The organism is Pseudomonas sp. Hp2 (genome assembly GCF_006386585.1).
GTDB lineage: Bacteria > Pseudomonadota > Gammaproteobacteria > Xanthomonadales > Xanthomonadaceae > Pseudomonas_S > Pseudomonas_S boreopolis.
In genome coordinates this window covers 22,649-40,882 of sequence record NZ_VAHJ01000003.1, presented here as the reverse complement: position 1 = coordinate 40,882, position 18,234 = coordinate 22,649, and the positions used below count along the sequence as shown (strand labels likewise).

The following is an 18,234-nucleotide window of genomic DNA, read 5'->3' as shown; positions in this document are numbered from 1 at the left end:
ATCCCCTGATGGCTACCAAGCCCGCGTCCAAGAAGCCCGCCACCAAGAAGGCCGTCGCCAAGAAGACGGTCGCCGCGAAGAAGGCCGCGAAGGCCGCACCGAAGACCGAGGCGGCCGCGGAGGCGCAGGCCGAGCACGCGGCGCGCCGCAGCCTGCGCAAGCCGCCGGCGCCGGGCGTGGCCGAGCTGAAGTTCGGCATCGAGAGCGCGTTCGAGCGCCGCGCGATGTTGACCATCGACGAGATCGAAGGCTCCACCAAGACGATGGTGAACCGCGTCATCGACGGCCTGGAGAGCGGCGAGTTCCGCGTCGCCGAGCCGGACGGCCACGGCGGCTGGAAGGTCAACGAGTGGCTGAAGAAGGCGGTGCTGCTGTACTTCCGGGTCAACGACATGGCGGTGGTGGACGCCCGCCCCGCGCCGTTCTGGGACAAGGTCGAGGCGCGCTTCGCCGGCTACGACGAGGCCAGGTTCCGCGCCGCCGGCGTGCGCGTGGTGCCGGGCGCGGTGGCGCGCCGCGGCAGCTACTTCGGCAAGGACGTGGTGCTGATGCCGAGCTTCACCAACATCGGCGCCCACGTGGGCGAGGGCACGATGGTGGACACCTGGGCCACGGTCGGTTCCTGCGCGCAGGTCGGCAAGCACTGCCACCTGTCCGGGGGCGCCGGCATCGGCGGCGTGCTGGAGCCGCTGCAGGCCAGCCCGACGATCATCGAGGACCATTGCTTCATCGGCGCGCGCTCGGAAGTGGTGGAAGGCGTCGTGGTCGGCCACCACAGCGTGATCGGCATGGGCGTGTTCATCGGGCAGAGCACCCGCATCTACAACCGCGCGACCGGCGAGATCAGCTATGGCTACGTGCCGCCGTACAGCGTGGTGGTGTCCGGGCAGTTGCCGTCCAAGGACGGCACGCACTCGCTGTACTGCGCGGTGATCGTCAAGCAGGTCGATGCGAAGACGCGCAGCAAGACCAGCGTGAACGACCTGCTGCGCGGGTTGGCGGACTGATTCTGTTCCTTCTCCCCTCCGCAGAAGGCACCCCGGAGGGTCCGGCGAGGGTACGGGCGCGGCTTCGTGCGCCCGGCCATTCGCGAGGGGGGCTTCCCCGTACCCTCGCACCAGCCCCTGCCTCGCCGGGAGAGGGGCTATTGGATTGCAAGCATCTGGAATTTGGCATGACCACGATCTACGGCCTGAAGAACTGCGACACCTGCAAGAAGGCGACCAAGTGGCTGGACCGCTTCGGCGTCGCCTACACGTTCGTCGACTATCGCGAGCACAAGCCCAGCCCCGAGACGCTGCTGGAATGGGCGGGCAAGGCCGGCGGTTTCGATGCGCTGGTCAACAAGTCCTCGACGACCTGGCGCCAGTTGCCGGACAACCGCAAGCAGCCCGGCAGCGAGGCCGAGTGGAAGCTGCTGCTGCGCGAGCACCCGCAGCTGATCCGCCGGCCGGTGGTGGTGAAGGACGACGGCGGTTTCAGCCAGGGATTCTCCGACAACGGCTTCAAGAAGCTGTTCGGTGCCGGCTGAGATGAGCGACGTCCTCGACCTGGCCCGCGAACTGATCGCCCGGCCCTCGGTGACGCCGGAGGATGCCGGTTGCCAGGCATTGATCGCCGGGCGCCTCGCGAAGGCCGGATTCGCCTGCGAGCACCTGCGCTTCGGCGCGGTCGACAACCTCTGGGCCACGCACGGCAGCGGGGCGCCGGTGCTGGTGCTGCTCGGCCATACCGACGTGGTGCCGCCGGGGCCGGCCGAGGCCTGGGCCAGCGACCCGTTCGTGCCCGAGGTGCGCGACGGCGTGCTGTACGGGCGCGGCGCGGCCGACATGAAGGGCAGCGTGGCCGCGTTCGTGGTCGCCGCGGAGCAGTTCGTCGCCGCGCATCCGGACCATCCCGGCACGTTGGCGGTGCTGCTGACCTCGGACGAGGAGGGCGACGCGATCGACGGCGTGCGCAAGGTGGCGGCGCTGTTCCGCGAGCGTGGCGAGCGCATCGACTGGTGCATCACCGGCGAGCCGTCCTCGACCGGGCGGCTGGGCGACCTCTTGCGGGTCGGGCGCCGCGGCAGCCTGTCCGGCACGTTGACGGTGAAGGGCGTGCAGGGGCACGTGGCCTATCCGCACAAGGCGCGCAATCCGATCCACCTGGCGGCGCCGGCGATCGCCGAGCTGGCCGCGCGGCATTGGGACGATGGCTACGAGAGCTTCCCGCCGACCAGCCTGCAGGTCAGCAACATCCACGCCGGGACCGGCGCCAACAACGTCATCCCCGGCGAACTGCAGGTGCTGTTCAACCTGCGCTACAACCCGCACTGGGACGCGCCGCGGCTGGAAGCGGAAATCGCCGCGCTGCTGGACCGGCACGGGCTGGACTACGCGCTGAAGTGGCATCGCAGCGGCGAGCCGTTCTACACGCCGGAAGGCACGCTGCGCAGCGTCGCGCGCGAGGTGCTGGACGAATTCGCCGGCGCGCCGCCCGAGGAAAGTACCGGCGGCGGCACCTCGGACGCGCGCTTCATCGCGCCGCTCGGCGCGCAGTGCATCGAGGTCGGGCCGGTCAACGCCAGCATCCACCAGGTCGACGAGCACGTGCGCGTCGCCGACCTGGAGGCCTTGCCGGCGCTGTACCGCCGCCTGGTCGAACGGTTGCTCGCGTAACAGTTGCGCCGCCGCACGGGCCGGGTTAACGTCGCCGCCATGTCGCTTTCCGTCCTCGCCACCGCGAACGTTTCGAACCGCACCAACAATGCGGCGAATAATCGTGCGCGGCCGATGCGGGTCTGCGACTAGGCGAAAGCAGCAAACAAGCGCCCAGTGACCAGAAACCCGCATCGGCCGATGCGGGTTTTTTGTTGCCTGGGTTTCCGCGCCGCCGGCGATCGGGCGGCAGGGCGAAGTTTCCAGACACGTGCAATCCCCACAATCCAGGAGAGTCATCCCATGTGTTCCATCTTCGGCATCTTCGGCCTGCAACCCGGCGACGACCGGCAGGCCCTGCGCCGCCAGGCGTTGGAGTGTTCGCAGCGGCAGCGCCATCGCGGCCCCGACTGGAGCGGCGTGTACATCGACGACGGCGCCATCCTGGTGCACGAGCGGCTGGCGATCGTCGATCCCGCGGGCGGTTCGCAGCCGCTGCTGTCGGAGGACGGCGAACTGGCGCTGGCGGTGAACGGCGAGATCTACAACCACCTGGCGCTGAAGGGCGAGTTGGCGCAGCCCTACGCCTTCCAGACCGGTTCGGACTGCGAGGTCATCAACGCGCTGTATCGCGAGGACGAACCGGCGTCGTACCTCAACCGCCTCAACGGCATCTTCGCCTTCGCACTGTGGGACAAGGCCAAGGGACGCGCGATCATCGCGCGCGATCCGATCGGCGTGGTGCCGCTGTACTGGGGGCACGACAAGGAAGGGCGGTTGCGCGTGGCGTCGGAGATGAAGTCGCTGGCCGATACCTGCGCCGACGTGGCGCAGTTCCCGCCGGGGCACTGGTACGACACCGCCACCGGCGAGCTGACCCGGTACTACGAGCGGCCGTGGCGCGACTACGCGGCGGTCGAGGGCGTGCAGGTCTCGCCTCGGGAACTGCGCGAGGCGTTCGAGGCGGCGGTGCACCGCCAGCTGATGACCGACGTGCCCTACGGCGTGCTGCTGTCGGGCGGGCTGGATTCCTCGCTGGTCGCCGCGGTGGCCGCGCGCTACGCGCGCCATCGCATCGAGGACAACGACAGGACCGAGGCCTGGTGGCCGCGCCTGCATTCGTTCGCGATCGGCCTGAAGGGCTCGCCCGACCTGGCCGCGGCCAAGGTCGCGGCCGAGGCGCTGGGCACCGTGCACCACGGCTTCGAGTACACCTTCGAGGAAGGGCTGGATGCGTTGCCGGAGGTGATCCGGCATATCGAGACCTACGACGTCACCACCATCCGCGCGTCCACGCCGATGTTCCTGCTGGCGCGGCGGATCAAGGCGATGGGCGTGAAGATGGTGCTGTCGGGCGAGGGCAGCGACGAGATCTTCGGCGGCTACCTGTACTTCCACAAGGCGCCGAACGCGCGCGAGTTCCACGAGGAGCTGGTGCGCAAGCTCGACGCGCTCAACAACTACGACTGCCTGCGCGCCAACAAGTCGATGATGGCCTGGGGCGTGGAGCCGCGCGTGCCGTTCCTGGACCGCGAGTTCCTCGACGTGGCGATGCGGATGGACGCGAAGTACAAGATGATCGACAAGGCCAGCGAGGGCCCGCAGCGGATGGAGAAGGGCGTGCTGCGCGAGGCGTTCGACGGGTACCTGCCCGAATCGATCCTGTGGCGGCAGAAGGAGCAGTTCAGCGACGGCGTGGGCTACGGCTGGATCGACGGGCTCAAGGCGTACGCCGAGGCGCACGTCTCCGACCGCGTGCTGGCCGCGGCCGACAAGCGCTTCCCGGTGAACCCGCCGCAGACCAAGGAGGCGTACTACTACCGCAGCCTGTTCGAACAGTTCTACCCGAGCCCGGCCGCGGCCGAGACGGTGCCGGGCGGCAAGTCGATCGCCTGCTCGTCGCCGGCGGCGATCGCCTGGGATGCGAGCTTCGCCAGGATGGCCGATCCGTCCGGCCGCGCGGTGGCGGGGGTGCACGAGCAGGCGCTGGCGTCGTGAGATGACACGGCGGAAGGCTGCCGGGGAGTAGGTTCGCGGCAGCCATTGTCCCGAGAAGATTCGTTGTCGGATCGAGTGGTTTTTGTGGGAGGGACTTCAGTCCCGACGGACTTCACCGGTGAAGCTTGTTGGGACTGAAGTCCCTCCCACATTCATGCGTGTGCAATCGAGCGACGTTCTACTGGCTCCGCACGCATTCGCCGTAAACCTCCACCGGCGGATTGAACCCGGATGCGTCTGCCTGATTGGCGCGCCACAGGTTCGGCCTGAAATCGCCGCCCTTGCAGTTGGCCGCGCGGTCCACGCCGATGGTGTAGGTGTAGGGGCTGCCCCTGAAGACGTTGCGCTCGAACAGGTTGTCCTGGCTCATGCTGCCGTCCCAGCACAGGATTTCCGGCGTGCGGTAGCGGATCGAGCAGGTCAGGAATACGCCGGCGGACTTGTTGTCGAGGAACTGGTTGTCCACGAACCGGTTGCGGCGCGCGTCGGCGAGGTAGATGCCCTGGCTGCCATTGCGTTCGAGCCGGTTGCCGCGGATCTCGCTGTCCTCCAGGTGCTCGGTGGTGATGCCGGCGGCCACGTTGTCGTGGATATGGTTGTCGACCAGGCGCACGCGCGCGGTGCGATTGAACGACACGCCGTCCCACGCTGCGCCGGAGACGTCGTTGCGCTCGAAGAGCAGGTCGCGGCTGTCGCGCTCGCTGAGCAGGCAGGCGCTGCGGCAGCGGCTGGCCTTCAGGCCCGACAGGCGGATGTGGTCGCCGGCGCGGATCACCACCGCGCTGTTGCTCAGGTACGGGTGCTCGGGCATGAACTCGTGCTCGGCGCGGCCGCCGATGAGTTGCAGGTCGGCGACGACGACGTTGCGGATGCGCATGGCGGGCACCGCGTGCAGGTGGTCGCCGATCACCAGCAAGGGTTGCTGCACGTCGTCGGCCATGCGCAGTACGGTGTCGTGGCCGGCGCCGCGCAGGGTGAAGTCGTCGCGGCGGATCGCCAGCAATCCCTCGAGCGGGTACTCGCCCTTCGCCAGGCACAGCGTGGCCGGGCGATCGGCGGGCAGGCGATCGATGGCCTGCTGCAGGTCGTCGCCGGGTGCGGCGCGGGCGGTGCATCCCTCCGGGGTGGAGGGCGATGCCTGCGCAGCGGTTGCGGCCAACAGCAGGCAGGGAAGCAGGAGGGTTCGCATCATGGAGCGATTGTTGTGAGGGGGCTGCGCATGGTGCTCAAGGAGGGCCTGGATCAGGGACGTCACTCCCGCGAAATGCTTTTCAGCAGCCGCATGGCTGATCAAGCGGGGATCCAAGGACATTGCTGGTAATGGCTCTACGTCCATGGATTCCCGCCTTCGCGGGAATGACGAGGAGTGGGGCTTTGCTCAATGTCTGGCTTAGTGTCGCCGTTCCTGAGGGAGGTTCCCACGCTCGCCGTCATCCGAGTGGCGCGCGTTCACCTGTGATTGCGGCGCGTGCAGACCGGTTTCACGCGACCGGCGACAGGTTCATTGCGGACGCAGCGTCAGCGTGTAGCGGGCCGGCCCCGGCAGGAACGGCGTGGCGCGCCCGTGCACCCAGTCCTCGTGACCCGCGCCCCAGAACGGCGACAGCGGATGTCCGCTCTGGCCGCCGGGCATGTGCACGATGCCGTCGGCCTCGTGCCCGGGCGAGACCACCATCCGCTCGGACGCGCCGAACGCCGGCCCTTGCACGCGCGGCATGTCGCGGTCGCCCGGCAGTTGGTCGGCCGGCATGCACAGCAGCGGCTTGGCGAAGGCGGGCAGGGCGCGCGAGACCGGGTGGCAGATCGCGGCCGTGTTGCGTTCGCCCCAGGTGCGCTCCGACAGCGCGGGGCCCTGTTCGGCAAGGTCCTTTTCCAGCGTGCGCGCGGCATCGGCGAGCAAGGCGTCCCAGCTCGCATGCGGCGGAGGCAGCAGGTTCGCCGGACGCTTTTCCAGCAACGGCCATGCCACGCCTTCGAACTGCGCCAGCCGCGGCGGCACGTAGGCGTCGCCGAGCCTGGCCTTGGCCGGGGCGAGCAGCCCGGCCTCGAGCATGTCCAGCGTCGTGCCACGGAAGCCGCGCACGATGCGGTAGCTGGCCGACTCCACCGATGCCCTGCCGTCCCAGTGGCGGGTGGCCGCTTCCAGCCGCTGCAGGGCGGGGTCGTCGCTGTGCTCCACCACCTGCCGCAGCAGTTTCCACCAGCGCTTCAGCAGGAGCGCGCGGTCGTCGAGCTGGATCGCCAGCAGGTCCTTCTCGGTGAAGTGGGGCTTGGCGAACAGGTCGTCGCGGATCTGCCGTGCGCGTGCGCCCAGGTCGTAACCGGCGTTGCCGAGCCGGGCGAGCAGCTCGCCATCCACCAGCCGGTTGTTGGCGGTCCACAGGCGATGCGAGGGAGGATCGACCAGGAACGGCGCGCGATCGCTGATCAACGACCATGGCGCGCACGGCGCGTCGATGATCGCGCCGACGGCCGGCTTCACGTCGGGGACGAGCGCGGGACCGAACGCATCCGGCACGCAGCCGGGACCACGATCCGGGCGCGCACCGATCAGCCGCCAGCCGATGCGGCCGGTGCTGTCGGCGATCATCAGGTTCTGCGTGGGAATGCCGGCGCGGTCGGCGGCAGCGAACGCCTGGTCGAGGTCGCCGGCGCGCGCCATGTCGATGAAGTCGAGCCTGACCGCGCCCGGCAACTGGGCGGTCCAGCGCAACGCGAGCAGGCTGCCGTCGGGATCGGTGCCGACGATCGGCCCCCACGCGCTCTCGCGTACCTGCAAGGTGGCGGGTTCCGCGCCGGCGATGCGGATCGTCTCCTCGTGCGTGATCAGCAGGCCGGGATCCGCATCGGCCGGGAGCTTCGCGAAGTCGGCGGTGTCGATGTAGCTGTTGGTGAAGCCCCAGGCGACGTGGCCGTTGCTGCCGACGATCACCGCCGGGATGCCGGGCAGGGTGAAGCCGGCGACATCGACCTTGCCGCCCGGCGCCTTCGGATCCGGGTAGCGCAGCCGCGCGCGGAACCAGATGTTGGGCGCGCGCAGCGACAGGTGCATGTCGTCGGCGACGATGGCGCGGCCGTCCGCGGTCAGGGTGCCGTCCACCGCGAAGTTGTTGCTGCCCACAAAGGAATCGGCTGCCGCAGGCGGCCAACCGACGCCTCCCTCCCGCCCGGCGGGAGAGAGGGGGACCGTCCGCGGAGCGGACGGTGGAGTGAATGCCGCAGACGTGCCGGCACTGCCCGCGTCACTTGCCAGCTTGCGCAGATCAAGCGCCGCCGCATCCGGCAGCCGCGCGTTGCCATGCGGCTCCCCGGACAGCGGCGCGTCCCACTCGGAGCCGTCGTGGGCGAGCAGCGCGTACAGCGCCGGCGGCACCACGCCGCGGATCCGCGCCAGCGCCAGCTCGCGCTGGTTGCGCGGGTCCTGCAGGTCGGCGTACATCGCCAGGCCGACCAGTATCGAATCGTCCAGGGTCCAGGCACGCGGCCGCTGGCGCACCAGCAGGTAGGCCCAGGGCCGCACGCGCAGCGCGCCCAGGCCTGCGTTGACGCCGTCGCGGTAGGCCTCCAGCACCGGGCCCTGCCCGCCCAGCGATCGCCGCAGGTGCGCCTGCACGCGGGCGCGCAGGCGGTGCACGCGCATCTGCTTGTCGATGTCCAGCGCCGCCGGCCCGAACAGTTCGGCCAGTTCGCCGGCGGACGAGCGCCGCATCAGGTCCATCTCGAAGAAGCGTTCCTGCGCGTGCACGTAGCCGAGCGCGCGCATCGCGTCTGCCTCGCTGGCGGCGTCGATGGTGACCATGCCGAGCGCGTCGCGCTCGATCTTCACGGGCGCGGCCAGGCCGGGCAGGGCCTGGTCGCCCTGCAGGAACGGCAGGCTGCCGCGCAGCATCAGGTAGGCGGCCAAGGCGATGGCCAGCACCAGCACGACGATCGCCAGCAGCAGCCGGCCCAGCAGTTTGCGCATGCCATGGTCCCCCGGGTGGTCGCCCGATGGTAGCCGGTCGGCATGGCAGCCGGGCGACATTGGTTACGCAACTGAAACTGATTCCGATTAGATCATCGCCGCGCCGGATGAGGCACCATGCGCCCGGTCGATCCCACGGAGATCCCCCCATGAAAGGCCATCCCGACGTCGTCGAGTACCTCAAGCAGCTGCTGCGCGGCGAGCTTGCCGCCCGCGACCAGTACTTCATCCATTCGCGCCGTTACGAGGACCAGGGCCTGATGGCGCTGTACCAGCGCATCAACCACGAGATGGAGGAGGAAACCGAGCATGCCGACGCGCTGCTGCGGCGCATCCTGTTCCTGGAAGGCGACCCGGACATGCGCCCGTTGCCGTTCGAGCCGGGCAAGACCGTGGTCGAGATGCTGGAGAAGGACCTGCAGGTCGAGTACGAAGTGCGCGCCAACCTCGCCGCCGGCATGAAGCTGTGCGAGGAGCATGGCGACTACGTCAGCCGCGACATCCTGCTCAAGCAGCTGCAGGACACCGAGGAAGACCATGCCTGGTGGCTGGAGCAGCAGCTCGGCCTGATCAAGCGCATCGGCCTGGAGCTGTACCAGGTTTCCAAGCTCGGCGAGGGCAGTCTGGCTGAGTAGTCGGGGCGCGATCTCCTGTGGGAGCGGGTCTACGTGGCCCTAGGCCACGTAGACCCGCTCCCACAGAAAGCGACATCGCCGAAACGAACAAGGCCGCCCGTGAGCGGCCTTGTTCGTTTGGCTGTTGCATGGACGTCATTCGACGGCCAGCCCATCCACCTTCTGCCAGCCCCGCGGCAGCAGGTGGCCGCGCGTGGCGCGGGTGCCCAGGTAGGCGTCCAGGTCCTTGAACGAGAGGTTCATCGTGCGCTGGCCGCTGCGCACCAGCAGGGTGTTGCCCGGCGCCACCGCGGCCACCGCGACCACGCGCTCGGTGGCGAGCTTGGCCTTGGGGATCTCGATGAGCTTGTTGCCCTTGCCCTTGTCGAGTTCGGGCAGCTCGGTGGCCGGGATCGCCAGCAGGTTGCCGGCGCTGGTCACCGCCACGATGCGGTCGGTGGCCGGGTTCGCCAGCAGGGCGGGCTGCAGCACGCCGGCGCCGGCGCTCAGGTTGAGCATGGCCTTGCCGGCCTTGTTGCGGCCGGTCAGGTTCTCGAAGCGGGTCACGAAGCCATAGCCGTGCGAGGAGGCGAGCACGAACCGGGTGTCGTTGTCGCCGCTGGCCAGGGCCAGGAACGAAGCGCCCGAGGCGGGCGAGAAACGCCCGGTCAGCGGTTCGCCGTTGCCGCGCGCGGAGGGCAGGGTATGCACGGCGGTGGAATAGGCGCGGCCCTCCGAGTCGAGGAAGGCGACCTGCTGGGTGCTGCGGCTGCGCACCGCCGCCAGTAGCGCGTCGCCCTCGCGGTAGGACAGCCCGGCGGCGTCCACGTCGTGGCCCTTGGCCGCGCGGACCCAGCCCTTCTGCGAGAGCACCACGGTCATCGGCTCGCTCGGCACCAGCTCGGTCTCGTCGATCGCCTGCGCGGCCTCGCGCTGCACCAGCGGCGACATGCGCGCGTCGCCGAACTTCTTGGCGTCGGCGGTCAGCTCGTCCTTGATCAGCTTCTTCAGCTTGGCCTTGCTGCCGAGGATGGCGACGATCTGCTCGCGCTCCTTCTCCAGCGCTTCCTGTTCGCCGCGGATCTTCATTTCCTCCAGCCGCGCCAGCTGGCGCAGGCGGGTCTCGAGGATGTACTCGGTCTGTTCCTCCGACAGGCCGAAGCGCGCCATCAGCACGGGCTTGGGTTCGTCCTCGGTGCGGATGATGCGGATCACCTCGTCGAGGTTGAGGAACGCGACCAGCAGGCCTTCCAGCAGGTGCAGGCGGCGCTCGACCTTCTGCAGGCGGTGGTTGAGGCGGCGGGTGACGGTATCGCTGCGGAAGCTCAGCCACTCGTTGAGCAGCTGCTTGAGGTTCTTGACCTGCGGGCGGCCGTCCAGGCCGATCACGTTGAGGTTGACCCGGTAGCTCTTCTCCAGGTCGGTGGTCGCGAACAGGTGGCCCATCAGCTGCTCGGCATCGACCCGGTTCGAGCGCGGCACCAGCACGACGCGGACCGGGTTCTCGTGGTCGGACTCGTCGCGGATGTCCTCCAGCCACGGCAGCTTCTTGGCGCGCATCTGCGCGGCGATCTGCTCGATCACCTTCGACGGCGAGACCTGGTAGGGCAGCGCGGTGACGACGATGTTGCCGTTTTCCTTGGCGAAGGTGGCGCGGGCGCGCACGCTGCCGTTGCCGCTCTCGTAGATCGCGCGCAGGTCGGCGGCCGGGGTGATGATCTCGGCGGTGGTCGGGTAGTCGGGCCCGCGCACGTGCTCGCACAGGTCGGCGACGCTGCAGTCCGGGTCGTCGAGCAGGCGGATCAGCGCGCTGACGATCTCGTTGAGGTTGTGCGGCGGCACGTCGGTGGCCATGCCGACCGCGATGCCGGTGGTGCCGTTGAGCAGCAGGTGCGGCAGCCGCGCCGGCAACCAGGTCGGCTCCTCCAGCGTGCCGTCGAAGTTCGGCGCCCAGTCCACCGTGCCCTGGCCGAGTTCGCCCAGCAGGACCTCGGCGATCGGAGTGAGCTTGGATTCGGTGTAGCGCATCGCCGCGAACGACTTGGGATCGTCCGGCGAACCGAAGTTGCCCTGGCCCTCGATCAGTGGATACCGGTACGAGAACGGCTGCGCCATCAGCACCAGCGCCTCGTAGCAGGCGCTGTCGCCGTGCGGATGGTATTTGCCGATCACGTCGCCAACGGTGCGCGCCGACTTCTTCGGCTTGGCGGCGGCGTTCAGGCCCAGCTCGCTCATCGCGTAGACGATGCGGCGCTGGACCGGCTTGAGCCCGTCGCCGACGAACGGCAGGGCGCGGTCCAGCACCACGTACATGGAGTAGTCGAGGTAGGCGCGTTCGGCGTACTCGCGGAGCGGCAGTTGTTCGAAGCCGTGGAAGGTGGGACGGGTGAGATCGGTCATTGCGTGGGTGATACCTGCTCAGGGTGGGCGCGCGGCGCGGCCGCGACGCTCGAAGGGGCCCGATTATCCGGATGCGGCCGGGGAAGCCAAGCGCGGCGGCGGACGGTGCCGGCCCGACCGTTGCAGATAGCGGCCGGGCGGGGCGCCGTAGTGGCGGGCGAACACGGTGACGAAGGCGCTGGCGCTGCTGTAGCCGAGCTGGTGGGCGATGGCGCCGACCGGCTGGCCCGCGTGCAGCAGCCGCAGCGATTCGGCCAGCCGCGCCTGCTGGCGCCACTGGCCGAAGCTCATGCCGGTCTCTGCACGGAAGTGCCGGCTCAGGCTGCGCGGCGACAGGCCGGCCCATTGCGCCCAGTAGTCCAGCGCGTGCTCGTCGGCCGGGTCCGCGATCAGGCGCGTCACGATGCGCAGCAGCCGGCGGTCCTGCGGCATCGGCAGGTGCAGGCCTTGCGGCGGCGCATCGCCGAGCTCGTCGAGCAGCACCGCGGCCAGCCGCTGCAGGCGCGGCTCGCCCATCTCCTCGGGCGCGTGCGCGGCCAGGCGCCGCGCCAGGCACTGCACCAGGTCGCTGATGCCGAGCACGCACGGGTGGCCGGGCAGGGCGGTGCAGGCCTCGGGCGTCACCAGTACGCCCCAGCCCCGGATCGGTCCGGAGACCGCCACGGTGTGGCGTTCCCCGGGCGGCATCCAGCCGGCGCAGCCGGCCGGCAGCGACCAGTCGCCGCGCTCGGTGCGCGTGGTCAGCAGCCCCGACTCGACGCAGATCAGCTGGCCGCGGGCATGGTGGTGCCAGTCCACCTCGCGGGCCAGTCCGTGCTCGCTGTGGACCTGGAACGCCAGCAGCGGCGGGCCGTCGAGGCGCTCGAACCAGACGTGGATCGCGGGATCGATCGCGGACTCGGGATTTGGCGTGATTTCGATATCCATTGTCCGAATTGTATTACCAGGCCAGCCCCGTTCGGCCCGAACATACGCGCCTCCAAAGTGCGACTGAATACGCCATTTAGTTCCAGTTTCGATATTTGCGTTGACAAATATTTTCTCCGGAACAAAATGGCGACCCTATGATCTGCTCCCCCTCTCCCCTCCACCCGCCGTCCTTCGGGTTGCTGTTGCGGCAGGTCCGCGACGGCCTCAGGCGCCACCTGGATGCGGAAATGCGCGAGGAACTGCCCGAGTTCGGCTTCAGCCATTACATGGGCCTGAAGGTGCTGGCATCCAGTTCGCCGTGCACCGCCAACGAACTGGCGCAGGCCCTCGAGCAGACGCCGAGCGCGATCACCCGCCTGCTGGACAAGCTCGAGGCGCTCGGCGCCGTCCGCCGCGAGCCGCACGCCCAGGACCGGCGCGCCCTGCAGATCGTGATGACCGACAAGGGGCGCGCGCTGTACGAACGGCTCAAGCGCCGCGGCGACCGGGTCGTGGATTTCGCCTTGCGCGACCTGGTCCCGGAAGAGCGCGAGCAACTCACCCTTCTCCTGACCCGAGTACGCGATTCACTCAATTCGCCATGAACCCAGACCTCCCAACGATCACGCGCATGTGGCGGCCGGTCGCGGTGTCCGCGCTGGCCCTGGCCCTGGCCGCCTGCGCCAGCAGCCGCGGGCTGGCGCCGGAAGGCCGCCTGCTGGACGCGGCCGACGTCCATTCCGAAAAGACCCTGTCCGGCGTCGCGCTGAGCCCGGCCGGCTGGCCGAGCAGCGAGTGGTGGCGGGCGCTGGGCGACCCGCAGCTCGATGCGCTGGTCGCCGAAGGCCTGCAGGGCAGCCCGAGCCTGGCATCGGCCGAAGCGCGCCTGCGCCAGGCCCAGGCCCAGGCCGGCGCGCGCGATGCCGAGCGCAAGCCGAGCCTTTCGGTCTCAGGCGGCTACACCGGCCTGCAGCTGCCCGAGTCGATGGTGGGCAGCGAGCTGGGCGGCAGCTACGCCGGCAGCGGCCAGGTCGTGTTCGATTTCAGCTACGGCTTCGACCTGTGGGGCGGCAAGCGCGCCGCCTGGGAAGCCGCGGTGGACCAGGCGCACGCCGCGCAGGTCGATGCGCAGGCGGCCCGGCTCGAACTGTCGGCCGGCATCGCCGAGGCCTATGCCCAGTTCGGCCAGGCCTGGCAGATGCTCGACGTCGCCAACAGCGAGCTGGAACGCTCGCAGAAGGCGCTCGAACTGACCCGCCAGCGCCGCAGCGCCGGCATCGACAGCGACCTGCAACTGCGCCAGGCCGAGGCCCGCGTGCCGGCCGCGCAGCAGCAGGTGCAGGCCGCGCAGCAGCAGATCGACGAAGCCCGCAACGCGCTGGCCGCGCTGGTGGGCAAGGGGCCCGACCGCGGCCTGTCGATCGAGCGCCCGCGCCTGTCCCCGCTGGCGCTGCAACTGCCGAGCGTGCTGCCGGCCGACCTGCTGGGCCGCCGTCCGGACGTGGTCGCCGCGCGCTGGCGCGTGGAGGCGGCCAACAAGGACATCGCCTCGGCCAAGACCCAGTTCTACCCGAGCCTCAACCTGACGGCGCTGGGCGGCGTGGTCAACAACGAGGTCGGCGACCTGCTCAAGAGCGCCTCGGTGTTCGGCGTGGTCGCGCCGGCGCTGAGCCTGCCGATCTTCGACGGCGGCAGGCTGCGCGCCAACCTGGCCGGCAAGGACGCGGCCTACGACCTGGCCGTGGCCGACTACAACCAGAAGGTGATCGGCGCATTGCGCGAGGTCGCCGACCAGGTCAACGCGATGCGCTCGCTGGACGGGCAATTGCAAGCCCAGGCCCAGGCGTTGGCCACCGCCACGTCCGCCCACGACCTGGCGCAGCAGCGCTACCGCGCCGGCATCGGCAGCTACCTCGAAGTGCTGAGCGTGCAGGAGCAGTTGCTGACCGCGCAGCAGCGCATGGCCACGTTGCAGTCGCAGCAGATCCTGGCTTCGGTGCGCCTGCGCCGCGCGCTCGGCGGCGGGTTCGCGCCCGAGTCCGCCGGCAACGCCGCCGCCGAAACCGCCTCCCCCGATTCCAAGCATTCCTGAGAGCATCTCCCATGAGTCAGACTCCTTCCGCTTCCCCCTCGACGGACAACGCCGCACCGAGCCGTCGCGGCAAGTTGCTGCGCATCGTCGCGGTGCTGGTGATCGTGCTGCTGGCGGCCGTGGCGATCTGGTACTTCCTGTACGGCCGCTGGTTCGAGGAAACCGACGACGCCTACGTGCAGGGCAACCAGGTGCAGATCACGCCGCTGGTCGGCGGTACCGTGGTCAGCATCGGCGCCGAGGACGGCATGCGCGTGGAACGCGGCCAGCTGCTGGTGCAGCTGGACCCGGCCGACACCGAGGTCGCCCTGCAGCAGGCCGAGGCCAATCTCGCCAAGACCGTGCGCCAGGTGCGCGGCCTGTACCGCAGCGTGGAGAGCGCCCAGGCCGAGCTGTCCGCGCGCCAGGTCACGCTGCAGCGCGCCCGTTCCGACTTCGAGCGCCGCAAGAACCTCGCCGCGAGCGGCGCGATCTCCAACGAGGAGCTGGCGCACGCCCGCGACGAGCTGGCGGCCGCCGAGGCCGCGGTCAGCGGTTCGCGCGAATCCCTGGAGCGCAACCGCGCGCTGGTCGACGACACCGTCGTGGCCACCCAGCCGGACGTGCAGGCCGCCGCGGCGCAGCTGCGCCAGGCCTACCTCAACCACGCGCGCAGCGCGATCGTCGCGCCGGTGTCCGGATACGTCGCGCGCCGCTCGGTGCAGGTCGGCCAGCGCGTGCAGCCCGGGACCGTGCTGATGGCGGTGGTGCCGCTGGAGCAGACCTGGGTCGAGGCCAACTTCAAGGAGACCCAGCTCAAGCACATGCGCCTGGGCCAGGAGGTCGAGCTGCGCTCGGACCTGTACGGCGGCGGCGTGACCTACACGGGCCGCGTCGAGAGCCTCGGGCTGGGCACGGGCAGTGCGTTCTCGCTGCTGCCGGCGCAGAACGCCAGCGGCAACTGGATCAAGATCGTGCAGCGCGTGCCGGTGCGCATCACGATCGATCCCAAGCAGCTGGCCGAGCACCCGCTGCGGATCGGCCTGTCGATGAAGGCCGAGGTCAACCTGCACGACCAGGACGGCCCGGTGCTGCCGGCGCAGCCGGCCAAGGGCCCGGTGTTCGACACCGACGTGTACGCCAAGCAACTGCAGGCGGCCGATGACGATATCCATCGCATCATCCAGGCCAACCTGCCGTCGCAGGCCCAGGCGGGCTGAGCAACGCCATGTCCTCGCAAGCTCCCGCAGCGCCGGCGGCACCGGCGCCCGCTGCCGGCTTCAAGCCGGCCAGCGTGGCGCTGTGCACGATCGGCCTGGCGATGGCGTCGTTCATGCAGGTGCTGGACACGACCATCGCCAACGTCTCGCTGCCGACCATCGCCGGCAACCTCGGCGCCAGCTCGCAGCAGGCGACCTGGGTCATCACCTCGTTCGCGGTCAGCAACGCCATCGCATTGCCGCTGACCGGCTGGCTCAGCCGCCGCTTCGGCGAAACCAAGCTGTTCGTCTGGTCCACGCTGGCCTTCACCCTCGCTTCGCTGCTGTGCGGCCTGGCGCAGAGCATGGGCATGCTGGTGGTTTCGCGCGCGCTGCAGGGCTTCGTGTGCGGACCGATGTACCCGATCACCCAGAGCCTGCTGGTCTCGATCTATCCCCGCGAGAAACGCGGGCAGGCATTGGCGCTGCTGGCGATGATCACGGTGGTGGCGCCGATCGCGGGCCCCATCCTCGGCGGCTGGATCACCGACAACTACAGCTGGGAATGGATCTTCCTGATCAACGTCCCGCTGGGCATCATCGCCAGTTCCATCGTCGGCGCGCAGTTGCGCAATCGCCCCGAACCGACCGAGCGGCCGAAGATGGACTACATCGGCCTGATCCTGCTGGTGGTGGGCGTCGGCGCGCTGCAGATCGTGCTCGACCTGGGCAACGACGAAGACTGGTTCAGCTCGGACAAGATCGTCGTGCTGAGCTGCGTCGCCGCCGTGGCGCTGGTGGTGTTCGTGATCTGGGAACTGACCGACAGGGACCCGATCGTCGACCTGCGCCTGTTCCGGCACCGCAACTTCCGCGCCGGCACGATGGCGCTGATCGTCGCCTATGCCGCGTTCTTCAGCGTCAGCCTGCTGATCCCGCAGTGGCTGCAGCGCGACATGGGCTACACCGCGATCTGGGCGGGCCTGGCCACGGCGCCGATCGGCATCCTGCCGGTGATCATGACGCCGTTCGTCGGCAAGTACGCGCTGCGCTTCGACCTGCGCCTGCTGGCCTCGATCGCGTTCGTGTTCATGTCGTTCACCAGCTTCTACCGCTCCAACTTCAACCTGCAGGTCGACTTCCAGCACGTGGCGACGATCCAGCTGGTCATGGGCGTGGGCGTGGCGCTGTTCTTCATGCCGGTGCTGCAGATCCTGCTGTCGGACCTGGACGGGCGCGAGATCGCGGCGGGCTCGGGCCTGGCGACCTTCCTGCGCACGCTGGGCGGCAGCTTCGCCGCATCGCTGACCACCTACCTGTGGTCGCGGCGGACGGTCGAGCACCACGCGCACCTGACCGAGCACATCTCGGTCTACGACCCGGGCATGCAGGAGCGGGTGGCGGCGATGGGGCAGGGCGACCTGCAGCACGGCGCGGCGTTCCTCAACAACATGATCAACCACCAGGCCTCGCAGATGGGCTTCAACGACATCTTCTACCTGCTGGGCTGGACGTTCCTGGTGATCATCGGCTTCCTGTGGCTGGCCAAGCCGCCGTTCGGCGCCGGCGCCGGAAGCGCCGCCGCGGCAGGCGGCCACTGAGCGGGCGCGCCGCATGACGAAAGCCCCGCCATCGGCGGGGCTTTTTTTACGCGGATCGTCCGGAACGAAGAACGCCGGCCCTGGGCCGGCGTTCTCCATGCGCGACCGGACAGGCTACTTGTCGCGCACGAAGGTGATGATCGAACGCGTGGTGCCGGGCCAGTTCGGCATCTGCCGCCAGGGCGTCAGCACTTCCAGGCGGTCGCCCTCGCGACGGAACTCCCGGCACTGGGTGGTGCCGACCCATTCGGGATTCCAGGCCGCTTCGACCTTGGTGCACCACTGGTTGCCCTTGGTCTGCTCGATGCCGGTGTAGGCGACCAGCGTGTTCAGCAGCGCCGCCCGCTCGGCATCCGTGGTGCCGTTCTTGCGGCCTTCGCCGGTCAGGACGAAGGCGACGCGGTGGTCCTCGGTGAAGATCACGCGGCCGGTGGGATGGTCTCCCATCGCCGGGATCTTCTTGCCGGTGTCCTTGGATTCGACCTGGTAGCTGACCAGCCGCCACGATCCGGCCAGCGGTGCGTCGTCCTTCGCTTGCGCGGTGGCGGCCAGGGCGGCGCCCAGGAGGAGGACGGCTGCTTTCGTGGGGGTCTTCATCGGGAGGATTCCTTCTTTCGCTGGAGAGACGGATCGGTCCTTGATCGATGGAACGCGCTTGCAGCCAGGGGGCGCCGTTTCGCGGATTGTAGGTGCGCCCCCGGGGGTGTCAATCGAACGGCCCGGGCCGCTCCAACCCGCGTTTTGCCGGCGTACGCGATCGAGGAGCTCTCTCGTATCGCCTCATGCGAGCTGCGGGAGGACTTCCGTCCGACGGGCCTTACCGGTGTCGTTCGACGGGC

The 18,234-nt window shown here is 69.5% G+C and carries 14 protein-coding genes; 9 read left to right on the top strand and 5 right to left on the bottom strand.

All coding sequences use genetic code 11. The annotated features are described in order from the left end of the window. Positions 1–8: 8 nt before the first annotated feature. From dapD to asnB, 4 genes are all read left to right on the top strand, one after another. Positions 9–1,007, top strand: coding sequence for a 2,3,4,5-tetrahydropyridine-2,6-dicarboxylate N-succinyltransferase (dapD, locus tag FD678_RS09540; protein WP_140722137.1), 999 nt, complete (start codon positions 9–11; stop codon positions 1,005–1,007). 167 nt (positions 1,008–1,174) lie between these two features. Continuing rightward, positions 1,175–1,531 (top strand): arsenate reductase, encoded by a 357-nt coding sequence (locus FD678_RS09535; RefSeq protein ID WP_140722135.1) that lies wholly within the window; start codon positions 1,175–1,177, stop codon positions 1,529–1,531. A 1-nt stretch (position 1,532) separates the two neighbouring features. Beyond that, positions 1,533–2,660, top strand: a complete 1,128-nt coding sequence (dapE, locus tag FD678_RS09530) for a succinyl-diaminopimelate desuccinylase (protein WP_140722133.1) — start codon at positions 1,533–1,535, stop codon at positions 2,658–2,660. Positions 2,661–2,942: 282 nt separating this feature from the next. Continuing rightward, positions 2,943–4,637, top strand: coding sequence for an asparagine synthase B (gene asnB, locus FD678_RS09525; protein WP_140722128.1), 1,695 nt, complete (start codon positions 2,943–2,945; stop codon positions 4,635–4,637). Between the two features lie 178 nt (positions 4,638–4,815). Here asnB and FD678_RS09520 read toward each other — a convergent pair whose 3' ends face one another. Together FD678_RS09520 and FD678_RS09515 are read right to left on the bottom strand one after the other, a co-directional pair. Continuing rightward, on the bottom strand, positions 4,816–5,826 hold the full coding sequence (locus FD678_RS09520; RefSeq protein ID WP_218569629.1) for a right-handed parallel beta-helix repeat-containing protein: 1,011 nt from the start codon (positions 5,824–5,826) through the stop codon (positions 4,816–4,818). Positions 5,827–6,138: 312 nt separating this feature from the next. Further along, positions 6,139–8,601 (bottom strand): penicillin acylase family protein, encoded by a 2,463-nt coding sequence (locus FD678_RS09515; protein WP_140722121.1) that lies wholly within the window; start codon positions 8,599–8,601, stop codon positions 6,139–6,141. Between the two features lie 149 nt (positions 8,602–8,750). Between FD678_RS09515 and bfr the strand changes: the two genes are divergently transcribed. Then, positions 8,751–9,236, top strand: a complete 486-nt coding sequence (gene bfr / locus FD678_RS09510; RefSeq protein ID WP_140722119.1) for a bacterioferritin — start codon at positions 8,751–8,753, stop codon at positions 9,234–9,236. A gap of 135 nt (positions 9,237–9,371) precedes the next feature. Here bfr and parC read toward each other — a convergent pair whose 3' ends face one another. Both parC and FD678_RS09500 read right to left on the bottom strand, forming a co-directional pair. Next, positions 9,372–11,615 (bottom strand): DNA topoisomerase IV subunit A, encoded by a 2,244-nt coding sequence (parC, locus tag FD678_RS09505; RefSeq protein WP_140722116.1) that lies wholly within the window; start codon positions 11,613–11,615, stop codon positions 9,372–9,374. Between the two features lie 63 nt (positions 11,616–11,678). Next, the gene (locus tag FD678_RS09500) at positions 11,679–12,542 is read right to left on the bottom strand and encodes an AraC family transcriptional regulator (protein ID WP_140722113.1); all 864 of its coding nucleotides are present in this window, start codon (positions 12,540–12,542) and stop codon (positions 11,679–11,681) included. A 137-nt stretch (positions 12,543–12,679) separates the two neighbouring features. On the opposite strand from FD678_RS09500, the gene FD678_RS09495 reads away from it, so the two are divergent. The 4 genes from FD678_RS09495 to FD678_RS09480 are packed head-to-tail and all read left to right on the top strand — an operon-like array spanning position 12,680 to position 17,395. Continuing rightward, on the top strand, positions 12,680–13,129 hold the full coding sequence (locus tag FD678_RS09495) for a MarR family winged helix-turn-helix transcriptional regulator (protein WP_140722109.1): 450 nt from the start codon (positions 12,680–12,682) through the stop codon (positions 13,127–13,129). Then, complete coding sequence (locus FD678_RS09490; protein WP_140722085.1) at positions 13,126–14,616, top strand: efflux transporter outer membrane subunit; 1,491 nt, start codon at positions 13,126–13,128, stop codon at positions 14,614–14,616. The genes FD678_RS09495 and FD678_RS09490 overlap by 4 nt, the downstream gene beginning before the upstream one ends. An 11-nt stretch (positions 14,617–14,627) precedes the next feature. Next, a complete protein-coding gene (locus FD678_RS09485) occupies positions 14,628–15,815 on the top strand; it encodes an HlyD family secretion protein (protein ID WP_140722082.1) in 1,188 nt (395 codons plus the stop codon). Between the two features lie 8 nt (positions 15,816–15,823). After that, complete coding sequence (locus tag FD678_RS09480; protein ID WP_140722079.1) at positions 15,824–17,395, top strand: DHA2 family efflux MFS transporter permease subunit; 1,572 nt, start codon at positions 15,824–15,826, stop codon at positions 17,393–17,395. A gap of 114 nt (positions 17,396–17,509) precedes the next feature. On the opposite strand, the gene FD678_RS09475 is transcribed toward FD678_RS09480, so the two are convergent. Then, a complete protein-coding gene (locus FD678_RS09475; RefSeq protein ID WP_140722076.1) occupies positions 17,510–17,992 on the bottom strand; it encodes a lipocalin-like domain-containing protein in 483 nt (160 codons plus the stop codon). Positions 17,993–18,234: the final 242 nt, after the last annotated feature.

What these genes read in the sequence shown, in the direction of transcription:
- dapD (WP_140722137.1), top strand. Translation starts at nt 9, where the DNA reads ATGGCTACCAAGCCCGCGTCCAAGAAGCCCGCCACCAAGAAGGCCGTC.
- FD678_RS09535 (WP_140722135.1), top strand. Translation starts at nt 1,175, where the DNA reads ATGACCACGATCTACGGCCTGAAGAACTGCGACACCTGCAAGAAGGCG.
- dapE (WP_140722133.1), top strand. Translation starts at nt 1,533, where the DNA reads ATGAGCGACGTCCTCGACCTGGCCCGCGAACTGATCGCCCGGCCCTCG.
- asnB (WP_140722128.1), top strand. Translation starts at nt 2,943, where the DNA reads ATGTGTTCCATCTTCGGCATCTTCGGCCTGCAACCCGGCGACGACCGG.
- FD678_RS09520 (WP_218569629.1), bottom strand. Translation starts at nt 5,826, where the DNA reads ATGCGAACCCTCCTGCTTCCCTGCCTGCTGTTGGCCGCAACCGCTGCG.
- FD678_RS09515 (WP_140722121.1), bottom strand. Translation starts at nt 8,601, where the DNA reads ATGCGCAAACTGCTGGGCCGGCTGCTGCTGGCGATCGTCGTGCTGGTG.
- bfr (WP_140722119.1), top strand. Translation starts at nt 8,751, where the DNA reads ATGAAAGGCCATCCCGACGTCGTCGAGTACCTCAAGCAGCTGCTGCGC.
- parC (WP_140722116.1), bottom strand. Translation starts at nt 11,615, where the DNA reads ATGACCGATCTCACCCGTCCCACCTTCCACGGCTTCGAACAACTGCCG.
- FD678_RS09500 (WP_140722113.1), bottom strand. Translation starts at nt 12,542, where the DNA reads ATGGATATCGAAATCACGCCAAATCCCGAGTCCGCGATCGATCCCGCG.
- FD678_RS09495 (WP_140722109.1), top strand. Translation starts at nt 12,680, where the DNA reads ATGATCTGCTCCCCCTCTCCCCTCCACCCGCCGTCCTTCGGGTTGCTG.
- FD678_RS09490 (WP_140722085.1), top strand. Translation starts at nt 13,126, where the DNA reads ATGAACCCAGACCTCCCAACGATCACGCGCATGTGGCGGCCGGTCGCG.
- FD678_RS09485 (WP_140722082.1), top strand. Translation starts at nt 14,628, where the DNA reads ATGAGTCAGACTCCTTCCGCTTCCCCCTCGACGGACAACGCCGCACCG.
- FD678_RS09480 (WP_140722079.1), top strand. Translation starts at nt 15,824, where the DNA reads ATGTCCTCGCAAGCTCCCGCAGCGCCGGCGGCACCGGCGCCCGCTGCC.
- FD678_RS09475 (WP_140722076.1), bottom strand. Translation starts at nt 17,992, where the DNA reads ATGAAGACCCCCACGAAAGCAGCCGTCCTCCTCCTGGGCGCCGCCCTG.